Source organism: Micromonospora sp. NPDC050276 (genome assembly GCF_044459545.1).
In the GTDB taxonomy this organism is placed as follows: Bacteria; Actinomycetota; Actinomycetes; order Mycobacteriales; family Micromonosporaceae; genus Micromonospora.
The window spans coordinates 243,878-257,139 of sequence record NZ_JBITJA010000002.1 but is presented as its reverse complement, the minus strand read 5'-3'; the positions used below and the strand labels follow the sequence as shown (position 1 = coordinate 257,139).

Annotated in this window: 13 protein-coding genes and 1 riboswitch; of the genes, 3 read left to right on the top strand and 10 right to left on the bottom strand. The window is 72.6% G+C overall.

Annotated elements, in window-relative coordinates; genetic code table 11:
* Window positions 1-3: 3 nt before the first annotated feature.
* From ACIBF8_RS04400 to ACIBF8_RS04380, 5 genes are all read right to left on the bottom strand, one after another.
* Window positions 4-750: an alpha/beta fold hydrolase gene (locus ACIBF8_RS04400; RefSeq protein ID WP_396780956.1), complete on the bottom strand. Its 747-nt coding sequence runs from the start codon at window positions 748-750 to the stop codon at window positions 4-6.
* 170 nt (window positions 751-920) lie between these two features.
* Window positions 921-1,769 (bottom strand): C39 family peptidase, encoded by an 849-nt coding sequence (locus ACIBF8_RS04395; protein WP_396780955.1) that lies wholly within the window; start codon window positions 1,767-1,769, stop codon window positions 921-923.
* Window positions 1,770-2,004: 235 nt separating this feature from the next.
* Window positions 2,005-2,146, bottom strand: a riboswitch (cyclic di-AMP (ydaO/yuaA leader).
* Window positions 2,147-2,430: 284 nt separating this feature from the next.
* On the bottom strand, window positions 2,431-3,201 hold the full coding sequence (locus tag ACIBF8_RS04390; RefSeq protein ID WP_396780954.1) for a hypothetical protein: 771 nt from the start codon (window positions 3,199-3,201) through the stop codon (window positions 2,431-2,433).
* Between the two features lie 132 nt (window positions 3,202-3,333).
* Window positions 3,334-3,756, bottom strand: coding sequence for a hypothetical protein (locus ACIBF8_RS04385; protein WP_396780953.1), 423 nt, complete (start codon window positions 3,754-3,756; stop codon window positions 3,334-3,336).
* 92 nt (window positions 3,757-3,848) lie between these two features.
* Window positions 3,849-5,084, bottom strand: coding sequence for an acyltransferase family protein (locus tag ACIBF8_RS04380; RefSeq protein ID WP_396780952.1), 1,236 nt, complete (start codon window positions 5,082-5,084; stop codon window positions 3,849-3,851).
* 219 nt (window positions 5,085-5,303) lie between these two features.
* Here ACIBF8_RS04380 and ACIBF8_RS04375 point away from each other — a divergent pair, with 219 nt between their 5' ends.
* Both ACIBF8_RS04375 and pseI read left to right on the top strand, forming a co-directional pair.
* Entirely contained in the window at window positions 5,304-6,467 is a 1,164-nt protein-coding gene (locus tag ACIBF8_RS04375) for a glycosyltransferase family 2 protein (protein WP_396780950.1), read from the top strand.
* A gap of 133 nt (window positions 6,468-6,600) precedes the next feature.
* Entirely contained in the window at window positions 6,601-7,653 is a 1,053-nt protein-coding gene (gene pseI, locus ACIBF8_RS04370) for a pseudaminic acid synthase (RefSeq protein ID WP_396780949.1), read from the top strand.
* Window positions 7,654-7,740: 87 nt separating this feature from the next.
* Here pseI and ACIBF8_RS04365 read toward each other — a convergent pair whose 3' ends face one another.
* The 4 genes from ACIBF8_RS04365 to ACIBF8_RS04350 are packed head-to-tail and all read right to left on the bottom strand — an operon-like array spanning window position 7,741 to window position 10,495.
* Window positions 7,741-8,190 (bottom strand): hypothetical protein, encoded by a 450-nt coding sequence (locus ACIBF8_RS04365; protein ID WP_396780948.1) that lies wholly within the window; start codon window positions 8,188-8,190, stop codon window positions 7,741-7,743.
* The gene (locus ACIBF8_RS04360) at window positions 8,174-8,929 is read right to left on the bottom strand and encodes an SDR family NAD(P)-dependent oxidoreductase (RefSeq protein ID WP_396780947.1); all 756 of its coding nucleotides are present in this window, start codon (window positions 8,927-8,929) and stop codon (window positions 8,174-8,176) included. The genes ACIBF8_RS04365 and ACIBF8_RS04360 overlap by 17 nt, the downstream gene beginning before the upstream one ends.
* On the bottom strand, window positions 8,922-10,247 hold the full coding sequence (locus ACIBF8_RS04355) for an AMP-binding protein (RefSeq protein ID WP_396780946.1): 1,326 nt from the start codon (window positions 10,245-10,247) through the stop codon (window positions 8,922-8,924). The genes ACIBF8_RS04360 and ACIBF8_RS04355 overlap by 8 nt, the downstream gene beginning before the upstream one ends.
* On the bottom strand, window positions 10,244-10,495 hold the full coding sequence (locus ACIBF8_RS04350) for an acyl carrier protein (RefSeq protein WP_091401397.1): 252 nt from the start codon (window positions 10,493-10,495) through the stop codon (window positions 10,244-10,246). Before ACIBF8_RS04350 ends, ACIBF8_RS04355 begins: the two co-directional genes overlap by 4 nt.
* A gap of 100 nt (window positions 10,496-10,595) precedes the next feature.
* On the opposite strand from ACIBF8_RS04350, the gene ACIBF8_RS04345 reads away from it, so the two are divergent.
* On the top strand, window positions 10,596-11,105 hold the full coding sequence (locus ACIBF8_RS04345) for a GNAT family N-acetyltransferase (protein ID WP_396780945.1): 510 nt from the start codon (window positions 10,596-10,598) through the stop codon (window positions 11,103-11,105).
* Window positions 11,106-11,207: 102 nt separating this feature from the next.
* On the opposite strand, the gene ACIBF8_RS04340 is transcribed toward ACIBF8_RS04345, so the two are convergent.
* Window positions 11,208-12,941 (bottom strand): hypothetical protein, encoded by a 1,734-nt coding sequence (locus tag ACIBF8_RS04340; RefSeq protein ID WP_396780944.1) that lies wholly within the window; start codon window positions 12,939-12,941, stop codon window positions 11,208-11,210.
* Window positions 12,942-13,262: the final 321 nt, after the last annotated feature.

Sequence of the window (13,262 nt, the reverse complement as noted above, 5' to 3'; positions counted from 1 at the left end):
TGCTCAGCGGTACGGGTCGAGCAACTCCAGCACCACCGCCGGATCCTCCACGTGCGCGTTGTGCCCGAGACCGGGCAGCGTGGCGACGGGTACGCCGTACTCCTTGAGCTGCTCGTCGGTGACCATCGGATCGTTCTCCCCGCGCGCCAGCAGCACCGGCACGTCGGTCGCCGCCAGCAGCCCGGTCAGGTCGGGCTCGCCGACGGCGAACGCGGTCGGGTCCATGGCGAGCCGCCAGCGGCCGTCGACCTGGCGCAGCCCGGCGTCCACGACCGGGTGGTCCGGCGGAACCAGGCCGGCGAGTCCGGAGACGCGCAAATAGCGGCGAGCCGCCTCGGTGCGGCTGGCGAACCAGCTCACCGGGCGGGCGGCGACCTCGGCGGCGCGGGTCAGCTCCGCGGGCGACCAGATCGCCTTGATGCCCAACCCGACCACCGCGTCCACCGGGGCTCCGGCGTCGCGGGCGGCCAACGCCAGGCCGACCACGCCACCCAGTGAGTGCCCGAGCACGACGAGCCGGTCGTCGGGGGCGAGGGCCTGCGCGATCCGCTGGGCGAAACCCGCGAAGGAGTACGACGGCAGCGGTGGCGCCCAGCCGTGGCCGGCGAGGTCCGGTGCCAGCCACCGCCCGGGCCAGTGCTGCTCAAGGTGCGGCGCCCAGGGCAACCACACGTCACCGGTCGCCCCCATGCCGTGCAGCAGCAACAGGACCGGCCTACGGCCGCCGTGACCACCCGAATTCTCCACCACGGCCGCAGTCTCCCACGGTTCACGGCCTGGTACGAGAGCCGTCATCCGCGCCACCGCCGAGACCTGGAGATCCACTGTAGAGTTCGCGCCCGGACTCGGCGGCGAAGACACCGCGGGCGCCGGCTCCTTGTGGGAGACGGCGCCCGCGGCGGTCAGCGTGCCTGGCTGGGTCAGGCGGAGTAGCCCCGGCTGGTGATCCAGTTGGCCAGGTCGATGGTGGTGATCCAGTACGACGGGTCGGCCGGGTTCGCCGAGTCGGCGATCCGCACGGTGCGACCGTTGTCCTTGTAGCCCACCACGGCGATGTAGTGCCCGCCGCCGTAGGAGTGCCAGCCGCCGTCGGTGTCGGTGGCGTCCCCGACGACGTTGGCCACCACGCCCCGGCCGTCGGTGATGGCCTTCACGACGTCGGCCTGGAGCTGGTCCATCTGCGCCGGGCTGGGCGCGCCGGGGAACATCCGGGTGCGGTACGGGGAGCCCTTCACCTCGGCGTTGAGCACCCGGGTGGTGTCCGCGGCCGAGTTGGTGCCCATCTCGGTGGTGCCGAGTTCGGCGCCGAGCTCCTCCTGGGTGCGGTCGATGCCGGCGGCGCTGAGCGCGTTGCGGGTGGCCGCCGGGCCGCAGTTGTAGTAGGTGTTCTGCGCCTCGTAGTCGTAGTCGAGCACCTTCGTCGCCGGCGGCTTCGGCCGCTCCGCCTTGCGGGTGAGGTCCGGGTTGCTGCTGGCCTTGGCGGCGGGCGAGGCGGCGCTGGTGGCCGGGGCGGCCGTGGTCGGCGCGGCGCTGGCCGAGGGGGACGCGTCCCGAACCTCGCCGCGGGAGGCGGCGACGTCGCTGCGCATCTCGGCGACCGTGGTCACGGTGCGCTGGCCGGCCGGGGCGTCATCGGCCGTGGTGAGCAGGGCGCCGGTGGTCGTGGCGATCGCGAGGGCCGCGGCGGAGGCGGCAACGATCTGATACGGGCGCTCGGTGGCGAGGCGGCGGAGCTGACGCTGCAGGGTGTGCTTCACGGGGTCCTCCACGGATCGGGGGGGAGAGCGGCACACCGGGGCCGGACCGGTATCCGGGCAGGCGCCAGCGCGCGGACCGTTGGTCCGCGGATGGTGAACCGCTCAGGGGAACGCCCGGCGCGGCCGGGCGGGAAAGGCGATGACCCGGGGGGTCAGCTCACCGTCACTGGACGAATGAGCGGGTGCACCGCCACGCCGTGGAGGCGAGGGAACAACCGAGGGGTGGAAAGGTGCTGCACGAGGGGTTGACTCCTTCCAACACCGCCTACCGGGTTAGCTGACGGATTCGGGCGGGAAGATCGCCCTACCGCGGGCCGTGGCTCGCGGATTCACCCCAGACTTACTGATGGGTCCCCGGCTCGTTGATCACGATTAAGCGGGTCGACGCGGCGTCGCCTCTTGCGATCGGTTACCGCATCGGACGGCACGACACTACTGGCGTCCGTGCGCCCTGCCAAGCCAGGTTCACCTGCGTAAACCCGAATTGGCGCGACAATTTCTGCGCGTTTTGCCGATGATGTGACTCGATGGGACAACCGGTTACGGTGACGCCTGCGGGCGACAACCGGACAGGCCGCAGAGAACGCGGCCACAATCACGGGAACAATGACGCCGCTCGCGCCGGACGTCCGATTTCACCAAGTCGTGACCGGCCTCACATCACGGATCGGGCTCAACCCACCCGGGCCGGGCGCCACCGTGCCACGACGGCGGGACGCAACGCCCCGGCCACCTTCCGGCCAGTGGGCACCGGGGTCGGGCGCAGCCGGGCTGCCGCCGCGTACGCCTCCTCGGCGAGGGTGCGCCGCGACTCGGCGGCCAGCTCCGCGTCGCGCCAGGCGGCCCGCTCACGGCTCGCGGCCACCTGGTAGTCGGCCAGCCGCGCGTCCCGGATCACCCGGCTGATCAACACCTCCTGCTGCACCGGGTGGAGGCGGGGATCCCAGCCGTGCCGGTGTCCGAACACGTCGCCAAGCTGTGCCATGGTCAGGTCACCCCGCCAGTACGCGGCCATCGCCGCGCGGTGCAGATAGCGCTCCCGGGCGGCGTACTCGGCGGGGGTGTGCGGGGTCTGCGGGGTGGGCAGCGCCCCGGCACCCGCGAAGCGACGCGCGGCGGCGTCCGCCTCGTCGTACCCGATCCAGGCCCGCTCCACCTGCTCCTGAGCGGTCAGCCAGGCGGCGCGTCGCCGCCGGGCGGTGGTGGCCGCGCCGGCCGCGGCGACGGCCACCTCCTCGGCGTAGCGGCGCAGGTCCACGGCCTCGGCAGCGGCCACCTCCCGAGCGGTGGGCGCGGTCGGGAGCGGGTCGTCCGTGCACCGGTCTCGGTCGGGGCGGGCCACCAGCACGGTGAGCAGGCCCAGGGTCAGCAGGATCAGGGTGGACCAGATGGCGGCGGCCTGCGGCACCTCGGTCACGAACTGGTAGAAGACGACGGTCTCCATGGTCGGCACCTCGAAAGGAGAGCAGTGCGATGGGAGCCGCACCGGCCAGCGGGCCACGGTGGGCCACGGGTCGGCGGGGTGCGGAGTGGGTGGGTCGACAGCGTGCGGCGACGGGACGATCGTCCCGGTGGCTCAGCGCCCGGGTGGGGCCCGAGGCGCCGGACGGCTCGCGGCGTCGCCGAGGGGCAGCCGGTCAGACTCGGTCGCACCGAGCGGCAGCGCCCCGGCCACGATGGTGCCCTGGTCGGCGAGGTGCGCCGCCGACGCGTCGACCGACGGTGCCGGAGCGGACCGCTCGGCGGACCGCTGTGGGATGACCGGGGCCGACCGGGCCGCACCTCGCACCTCGATCTGCCGGCAGGACGCCGCCACCGACCCGGCGGCGACGAGGGCCGGCACCGCGCTCGGGGTGGGGACCGGGCTCGGGGTGGGTGCGGCGGCCGTGGCCGGGCCCGCGCCGAGCGCCAGGGCCGCGACGACGGCGAGGCTGGTCAGCATCCGGGTCGCCCAGCGCGCCACCCACCACAGGGGACAGGTGAACGCGACCGGAAGCACGTCCCCACGCTACCGTCGCACCGACCCGGGCGCACCGACCACGGGCGTGTCGGAACACGCCGCGCCGACCCCGTTGACCAGGGTGGACGCTGTCAGCGCGAGTCGACGTACGGTGATCGACCGGCGGTCCGACCGACCTCGTCGGCGGGGCCGGCCTCGGCCTTTGTGTCCCGTGCGTCGTCGTTGCCGGCGCCCCGCGAGCCGGCCGTGCGTTGCCGGGGGACGGACGCCGGGCGGACCGGTCGGCGCGGCGCGAGCCGGCGCATCATCGGGGTCTCCACGAAGCGGTGCAGCAGCCCGGCGAGGGTCAGATTCACCAGCAGGAAGCCGAGCACCACGGCCGGGCCGCGCCAGCCCGGGAAGCCGGTCCCCCAGTCCCCGCTCCAGCGCAGCACGCTCGTCATCACCAACACGTGGACCAGGTAGAAGGCGAACGAGACCTCACCGAGCCACACCAGCGGCCGGGACCGCCACGGTGAGCGCCGACCCCGCACGTCCGCGTCCGCGGCGGCGGTGATCACCAGCAGGTACGCGACGGCGAGCAGGGTGGTCCACAGCTCGGCGCGGATCCACTGCGCGGCCGCCACCCAGGCGGCCAGGAAGATCCCGCTGGCCACGGCCAGGCCGGGACCTCGCCAGAGGCCCCGGCGCATCAGCTCGGCCGCCACCGCGCCCAACCAGAACTCCAGTGACCGTACCGGTGGGAAGATCTGGGTGAACCACCACCGACTCACCTCCGGCACCAGCTCCTGGGCCGGCCAGAGCGCGAGGATCAGCAGCGGCAACGCGACGATCAGCGCCCAGAGCAGCTTCGGCCGGGCCCGGCGCAGCAGCGGCAGCGCCAGTGGCAGGCAGAGGTAGAAGAAGAACTCGCAGGACAGCGACCAGCTGACGGTGTTGATGCTGTAGAACCAGCCCGGCCGGGGATCCCAGGCCTGCAACAGCAACACGTTCTCCAGCGCGGCCGCCGGTAGCACCGGGTCGGCGAACCACCAGGCGACCACCAACGCCGCCGCCCACAACACCAGGTGGTTCGGGTAGATCTTGGCGATTCGTCGCCGCCAGAAGGTACGCCGCGAGTCCCCCGCACGGGCCGACCAGACCAGCACGAAACCGCTGAGGATGAAGAAGAACTGCACCCCGGAGAGGCCGAGGGTGAACAACGCGTCGACCACGGCCTGGTAGTCCGGCTCCGCGATGATCCGCATCGTCCCCGCGTGGAAACCGAAGACCAGCAGGGCGGCGATCCAGCGCAGCCCGGTCAGCGAGGGCAGCCGGGGCGGGGCGGGTGCGGGCCGGGCGGCCGACACCGCGGCGGTACTCGTCATGCCGGGATCCCGACGCTCGGCAGGGTCACCAGCACGGTTGTATCCTCCTCGGCGCGGCGTCGGGCGGCGCGACGGCGACGCCCGCGACGGCCCAGCAGGGCCGCCCGAGGCACCCTACCGGGTCGTTAACCTTCCGCTCGGCGGGAGTTCAGCGACTCCACCACCGGCGGCAACGTCAGGTTCCGGGGCCGGCCACCCGGGTCGTCGAAGGTGGCGGGCGTGGTCAATGAGCCGACGCACGCGCCGCTGCTGAGCATCGTCGTGCCCGTGTACGGCGTCGAGGCGTACCTGTACCAGTGCCTCGAGTCGATTCGGGCCGACATCCCGGCGGGCGAGTCGGCCGCGGTCGAGTTAATCGCCGTCGACGACGCCTCCCCGGACGGCTGCGGCGACATGCTCCGCTCGTACGCGGTCGGCCGCTCCGGCGTCCGCGTGGTGCACCTGAGCAGCAACGTGGGTCTGGGGCTGGCCCGCAATGCCGGGCTCGACGTGGCCAGCGGCCGGTACGTCTGGTTCGTCGACAGCGACGACTGGTTGCCCACCGGCACGATCGCGGCGGTGCTGGACCGGCTGCGCCAGCACGAGCCCGATGTGCTGATGCTGGACCACCTGCGCGTGCACGAGGACGGCCGACGGGAGGTCGACGCGAGCAGTCACCTGCTGCGCGGGATTCCCGGCGTGACCCGCCTCGCCGACCAGCCGCAGCTGTTGCGGGTGCAGCACACCGCCTGGAACAAGGTGGTCCGCCGGGACTTCATGGACGAGCTGGGCCTGCGGTTCTTTCCCGGCTGGTACGAGGACATCCCGTTCAGCCACCCGCTGCTGATCGGGGCCGAGAAGATCTCCGTGCTGGACCGGCTCTGCTACCTGTACCGGCAGGGCCGCCAGGGCGCGATCACCTCCACCCGCAGCGGCCGGCACTTCGACGCCTTCGCCCAGTACGAGCGGTTGATGGACTGGGTCGCGCGCAAGCACCCCGATGAGCGGTTGCAGGCCGAGCTGTTCGAGCTGATGATCAGCCACTACCTGGTGGTGGTGGGCAACGACGGCCGGCTGCACCCCCACCTGCGGCGGGATTTCTTCCACCGGGCCGCCGCGCACTACCGTCGGTACCTGCCCGCAGCGGGCTACCCGCTGCCCCCGGGCGTGGCCGGGCTCAAGCACCGCCTCGTCGGGCGGGACGACTGGTTGGCGTACTCGGCGCTGCGCCAGGCCCACCGGGTCGCTGGTCGGTTGCGTCGGCCCGGCCCGGTGGGCGGCGTCGAGACCGGTTCGCTCGCCGCCGACGAGGACCCGAATCGAGCGGCGGACGCCGCGACGATGCCCGACGGCGGGCTCCTGCCGAAGCGGCGCGACGCGTTGGCCGGTGGCCGCCTGCCGTGATCGACCCCACCGCACACCACGCCGGGAGCCGGGTCGGCTCCCGGCGCCCTGGTTTTCCAGGTCGTCCGCCCGCCGGGTGGACGACGACAGCACCACCGCACCCCGGTGCGGACGTACCTGAGCAGAGGTCGGAATGACGGCGACAATCAAGATCGGACCACACGCGGTCGGTGCCGGCGAGCGACCGTTCGTGGTCGCCGAGATGTCCGGAAACCACAACGGCGATCTGTCCCGGGCGCTGGCCATCGTCGACGCGGTGGCCGACAGCGGGGCGCACGCGCTCAAGCTCCAGACGTACCGGCCGGACACGATCACCATCGACGTCGACACCCCGGCGTTCCGGATCTCCAGCGGTCACGAGCTGTGGGGCGGGGAGAACCTGTACCGCCTCTACGAGCGCGCGCACACCCCGTACGAGTGGCACGCCCCTATCTTCGAGCGGGCCCGCGAGCGTGGCCTGACCGTCTTCTCGTCGCCGTTCGACGCGACCGCCGTGGAGCTGCTGGAGTCGCTGGACGCGCCCGCGTACAAGATCGCCTCGTCGGAGCTGGTCGACCTGCCGCTGATCCGGCTGGTGGCCAGCACCGGCAAGCCGATGGTGATCTCCACCGGCATGGCGACGGTCGCCGAGATCGACGCCGCGGTACGCACCGCACGCGACGGCGGCGCGGCGGGCATCGTGCTGCTGGCCTGCACCGCGTCCTACCCGGCGCCGCCGGCCGACAGCAACCTGCGCCGGCTGCCGGTGCTGGCCGGCGCGTTCGACGTACCGGTCGGGCTCTCCGACCACACGCCCGGCATCGGGGTGGCGGTCGCCTCGGTGGCGCTCGGCGCCTGCTTCATCGAGAAGCACGTGACGCTGGACCGCGCCGACGGCGGCGTGGACTCGGACTTCTCCCTGAACCCGGCGGAACTCACGGCCCTGGTCGCCGAGTCGGGTCGCGCGTACGCGGCACTGGGCGGCACCGCGATCGGCCCGACCCCCGCCGAGCAGGAGGGGCTGCGGTTCCGCCGGTCGCTCTTCGTGGTCGAGGACGTCCGGGCCGGCGACCCGGTGACCGCGCAGAACGTCCGCTCGATCCGGCCGGCCGGCGGCCTGGCCCCGGTGGAGATCGACCGGGTCCTGGGCCGCACCTTCGCCACCGACGTCCCCCGCGGCACCCCGCTGAGCTGGAACCTCATCTAGCCCCCGCCCCGCCCCCGGCCCCGCCCCCGCCCTCGGCGATCTTGCACTTGCTGTCCCGACGAAAGGCGTACAAGCCGCGTTTCGGCGTCAGCAAGTGCAAGATCGCGGGGGTGGGAGGGTTGGGGCGAAGCCGACGGTGACCACCAGGTCGGCTATCCAGAGGGTTCGCCAGACCGCTGATCCGTCGGCCGGCGTACCCAGGCCGTGGCGACGCCACCAGGCCGCCACCGGCACGTCGGTCAACTTGCAGCAACACTCGGCCCGGGTCCACCGCGCCCAGAAGTCCTGCACGCCGAATCGCCGGGCCAGTGCCGGAGGCACCGGAGCGTTCGCGCGTTCCGCGTCGATCGCCACCCGCCACCCGGGCGTCGGCGGGCCGTACCAGCCGACGCAGCGGCCGTCGTCGAGGTGGCTGCGGGTCACCGCGTCGGCCAGCTCGGCGGGGACGCCGATGCGCAGGTGCCGCTCGGCGGCGACGAGCAGCCCCGGCACCGGGCGCGGCCGGACCATCCGGTCCAGGTCAGATGGAGGCGGCACCGTCCACCACGATGACCTGGCCGTTGATGTTGGTGTGCTCCCGCAGCAGCATCCGCACCACCGGTGTGACCTCCACCGGCTCGGTCAGGTGACCGGTCGGGGTGCGGCGCACGATCTGGTCGAGCTGGGTCGGGCCGAGCACGGCGGACATCTCCGAGGCGAAGAAGCCGGGCGCGACCGAGTTGACCAGCATCCGCCCGCCCAGCTCCCGGGCCAGCGAACGCGTGGCGGCGTCCATGCCGCCCTTGGTGGCCGAGTACGCGACGAGGCCCGGAAAGCCGCGCTGCCCGCAGATCGAGGTGATGTTGACGATCCGCCCGCGCAGCCCCTTGGCGAGCATCCGGCGGATCACCAGCCGGGTCAGTTGCAGCGGGGCGGTCAGGTTGGTCTCGATGATCCGGGCGATGTCGTCGGTGGCGGTGTGCGCGTGCAGGGAGTCCTGCCCCATGGCGGCGTTGTTGACGATGCCGTCGATCGGGCCGAGGTGCTGCTCCACCTCGCGGACGAAGCTCTGCGCGGCGCGCAGGTCGGTGACGTCCACCGAGCCGACGTGCACCCGGTCGGGGTGCTCGGCGGCGAGCTTCTCCAGCTCCGGGGTGATGGTACGGGCGAACGCGGCCACCCGTACGCCCGCGTCGAGCAGGTCGGTGACGATGGCCAGGCCCAGCCCACGGGAACCACCGGAGACGAGGACCACGGAGCTGGGCGGGACGAGCTGGGTGTCGGCGGGCTCAGACATCGCTCTTCAGGGTCTCCTTGACGGGAATGTCGGTCAGGATGCGAATGCGGCGCGGCACCGCGTGCTCGGGAAGCCGGTCGGCACACCAGCGGACCAGTGCGGCCTCGTCCGGCACACCGGTCGCGGCCGGCGTAGAGGCCGAGGCCGAGTTAGCGGCCGGGGTCGGGTCCGGAATGGGCGGCTCGGCGGGGGTGAGGACCACCTCGGCGACCACCATCCGTCCGAGCACCGGGGCGCGGCGGCCGGTCACCCGCGCCCAGGCCACCGCCGGGTGCTCGGCCAGCACGCCGCGGACCACGCCGGCGGAGACCTTGCTGCCGCCGACGTTGATCTCGTCGGAGTCCAGTCGGCCGGTGATCAACACCCGGCCGTCGAGCACCTGCACCCGGTCTCCGGTGCGGATCGGGCCGGCCAGGCCGGCGCCGTGGTACGGAGAGGTGACCACCAACTCGTCGTCGCGGACGGAGAGCGTCGGTCGGCCCGGGGTTTCCCGGTCCAGCCAGTCGACCGGAAACCCGGCCCGCCCGTCGTGCACCACAATGGACGCCCCCACCTCGGAGGACGCGTAGATCCAGGAGATCCGGGCGGTCGGGAAGACCTCCCGCAGCTGGTCCAGGATCGCCTGGTCCACCGGCTCTCCGCCGAGGGTGATCTGACGCAGCGGCACCCGGGCCAGCGCCTCCGCGTCGCGGTAGAGGGTGCGGCGCCAGAAGGTCGGGGTGCCGGACGCCGCGTCGACCCCATGCGCCGCCGCGACGGTGGGCCAGTCGTCCAGTTCGTCGGGCTCGACCACCACCAGGTGCTGACCGCGCTGGGTCAACGACAGGGTCACCACCTGCCACCAGGCGTACGTGCCGGGGGCGTACGGGCACAGCCAGGTCCGGTCGGGCTGGTCGGCCCGCACGGTGGTCAGCGTGTCGAGGGTGTGCCCGACCCGCTTCGGCCGCCCGGTCGAGCCCGAGGTCAGCAGCCAGAGCCGACCGGGCTCGGCGGCGCGCGGCCGGACCGGCGCGGTGGGGTGCACGCCGTCGTCGTCGAGGACGCTGACGGTGAACCCGGCCTCCAGCAGCTCCATGCGCATCGCCGCGTCGACCCGACTCGAGGTGCTGAGCAGCAGCTCGGTGCCGCGCGCGGCGTGCTGCCGCGCGGCGGTGAGCGCATGCAGCGCGGAGCGGGCAAGCACCGCCGCTGGATCGGGCAGTGTGGGCGTCGGCAGCGAACGCCAGGTCAGCTCGGCGCCACCGACGACGAGCCGGTTGTCGACACCGGCCGGCTCCGGGTGCGCGGCGGCCGGGTCGCGCGACGTCGCGACGGTCACTGGTGCTGAAGCTCGACGAGGAAGTCGAGCACGTCCCCAACCGTCGCGATGCGACGCAGGCCGGGGGCGTCGAAGTTGAGCTCCTCCCCCGTCTCGTCCTCCACCCGCAGGGCCAACTCGGAGAAGTCGAGCGACCGGAAGCCGATCTCCCGCAACTGCGCCGCGTCGTCCGCGGGCAGCTCCTTGTCCTGGTTCTTGAGCACCTGAGCCATGAGGTCGCGGATCTGCGCGCGACTCAATTCGTTCATGCGCCGCAGTCTACAACCCAACGAATGGATATCTGATTTCCCGGTCGGCCCGGGTAAGGTGCCGAGACCCGACGAGTTCAGCTAGGAAAGCGAGACGCACGTGCTGCGCGAAGCGACGGCGGACGACGTTCATCTGATGTTGTCCTGGCGTAATCAGGAACCCAATCGGCAGGTCAGCAAGACCAGTCACGAGATCACCACCGAGGAGCACGCCCGGTGGTGGTCGGCGGTCCGCGACGACCCGTCCCGACGGGTGCTGGTGTACGTCCACGACGACCTGCCCTGCGGTGTGGTCACCTTCTTCGACCTGCGGCTGGACGGTCCTCGTACCGGTGCGTGGGGCTTCTATCTGGACGCCGACGGGCTGGCCGGGCGGGGCGAGACACTGCCCGCCTGGCTGGGGGTCATGCGCGAGGCCGTCGAGTACGCCTTCGACGGGCTGCACCTGGACCGACTCGACGGCGAGGTGCTCGGCCACAATACCGTCGTACGACAGATGAACCGGCGTTTCCGATTCGTCGAGGGCACCCCGAGACAGGAGCTGTCAGACGGTCGGGAAATCACCGTCATCCCGATTTCCCTGGCGCGCGCGGACCGCCGCCAACGCTGATTGTCGGACATTTTTCCGCAGTGGACCGAAACCATTAACCGGCCGTGCTCCCGGTGGACATCCGCCGTTCACGAATGGCGGTGTCCACCGGGGCGTGGCGGGTCAGCCCCGCCGCCAGGCCGCCCAGTGCTGCGCCGGGTTGCCGCCGAGTCGGACGAAACCGTACGCCGCGCCGTCCCAGTCGTCAGCCTGCCCGGGTGCCCAGCGAACGAACACCACCTGCGCCGCGGCAGGCGGCTGCTCGTCGAACCACCGGACATCGGTCCAGGTCACCTGGTGGCTGAGGTTGAACCGGAGAATGAAGGGCACGCCGGTCGAGGCCCACACCCGCTCACCGGGGCGTACGCCGACGTCGGCCACCTGGGGCGTCGGCGTGGCGATCGCTACGAACGTCCGCACGATCCGTTGCTCGATCACCTGCATCGTGACGAGGTTGACCACCACGAGGGCACCGAGGATCGGCAGCCGCAGCCGGGGCATCCGGGCCGCGACGACGAGCAGCAGACAGCCGACGATGCCGACCAGCGTCCCGGTCACCGGCCGCAACTCCCGCCACCCCCCGGTCAACACCATCAACTCCGGGGCGCTGTAACCGCCGTAGCGCAGCGAGTGGCCCTGACTGGCCACGTACGCGAGCCGGACGGCGATGACCGTGCCGCCGGCGACCAGCAGGGCCACCGCCACGGCCACCCGACGCACCGCCACCCGGTGGACGGCGCTGAGCAGCACCCCCAGCCCGACCAGCAGCCAGAACGGCGCCAGCATCTGCACGTAGCGGCCGTAGATCGCGTCCAGTGGCTTGCCGGTGACGCCGGCCAGGATCACCGACGATCCGCCGGCGACCCCGACGGTCACCACCAGCCCCACGCCCATCGTCCAGCGGACGGCGTCGCCGTAGCGCGGGCGCCACAGCTCGCGGACGGCGGCGGCCCAGGCCACCCCCGCCAGCCCGAAGGTGATCACCACGAGGTACCAGAGTTGGGTGGTGACAGCCGCGCCGGCGCGGACCACGCCCCGGAAGGAGGCGACCGCCTCGATCGTGCTGCCGCCCGGGGTGTCGCCCAGCAGGTAGACCGCGCTGCCGAGGTGGCGGATGACGGCCTCGTTGACCAGCGCCAGGGCAAGCACCGGCAGCAGCGCCGCGAGCACCACGGGCGGGTTGATCCGGCGGCGGACGAACAGCAGCAGGACCAGCCCGGCGTGCACCGCCACGATCACCAGGCCGCGGGAGTGCAGCAGATGGAAGCAGCCGACCAGCAGGCCGACGGTGGCGGCGGCGAGCGCGCCGGGCCGGGCGACCCAGCGGTGCACGGCGAGCAGCCAGGCGACCACCAGCGGCGCCAACACCGCGTCGATCATGGCGACGCCCGCGTAGAAGACGGTGGCCGGCAGCGTCGCCGCCACGACCGCGCCGAGCAGTGCGTAGGACCGACGCAGGGCGAACAGCCGGCGGCCGAACAGGTACGCCAGCGGCAGCAGCGTGGAGTTCACCATCGCGTTGATCAGTTGGACCAGCCGGTAGCTGTCGGCGAAGTCCCGGTCCCCGAGGAATGCCGGCGAGATCAGCATCGGGTAGCCGACCCGGCGCAGCAGATCGTTCTCGCTGCTGAAGCCGCCCGGCCCACCGGCCAGCGCGCGGGCGGTGTTGAGGTAGCTGTCCTCGTCGGTGTGCGCGATCGGCAGCACGATGTGCCGGGACAACCACATCCGCCAGGCCACGCTGAGCACCCAACCGACGACCAGCAGCAGCGGCACCAGCCAGCGCCGGGCGGGCGGGCCGCTCGGCGTCTCGGCCACCGCCACCGGTCGGTCGATCACGTCACTACCGGGTGCCATCAACGCCTCCAGAATGCTGGCCGACCGGGCCCGCGTGGATCCGACGGGCCGGTCGACCCACGTCGGTGGCGATCGGGGCGGCCCGCTCGCACCGAGCGGAAGTGAAGGTCGGGTGAACGGCGGGAGCCGGCCGCGCGCAGGCCGCCGGGTCGTTCGCGCGGTCACTGTAACGGCCCGGTCCGGCCAGGTCAGCCCACATCCTGGCCGGTCGGAAGTGTTCGCCTACGCGGTGTCCGGCATTCACGGGAGCAGGGGTTGTGGTTCACCCACGAGCGCCGACCCGTTAACCCGCCCTGGCTAGCGTGTCACCCCGGTCGGCCG

What these genes read in the sequence shown, in the direction of transcription:
- ACIBF8_RS04390 (WP_396780954.1), bottom strand. Translation starts at nt 3,201, where the DNA reads ATGGAGACCGTCGTCTTCTACCAGTTCGTGACCGAGGTGCCGCAGGCC.
- ACIBF8_RS04380 (WP_396780952.1), bottom strand. Translation starts at nt 5,084, where the DNA reads ATGACGAGTACCGCCGCGGTGTCGGCCGCCCGGCCCGCACCCGCCCCG.
- pseI (WP_396780949.1), top strand. Translation starts at nt 6,601, where the DNA reads ATGACGGCGACAATCAAGATCGGACCACACGCGGTCGGTGCCGGCGAG.
- ACIBF8_RS04360 (WP_396780947.1), bottom strand. Translation starts at nt 8,929, where the DNA reads ATGTCTGAGCCCGCCGACACCCAGCTCGTCCCGCCCAGCTCCGTGGTC.
- ACIBF8_RS04350 (WP_091401397.1), bottom strand. Translation starts at nt 10,495, where the DNA reads ATGAACGAATTGAGTCGCGCGCAGATCCGCGACCTCATGGCTCAGGTG.
- ACIBF8_RS04340 (WP_396780944.1), bottom strand. Translation starts at nt 12,941, where the DNA reads ATGGCACCCGGTAGTGACGTGATCGACCGACCGGTGGCGGTGGCCGAG.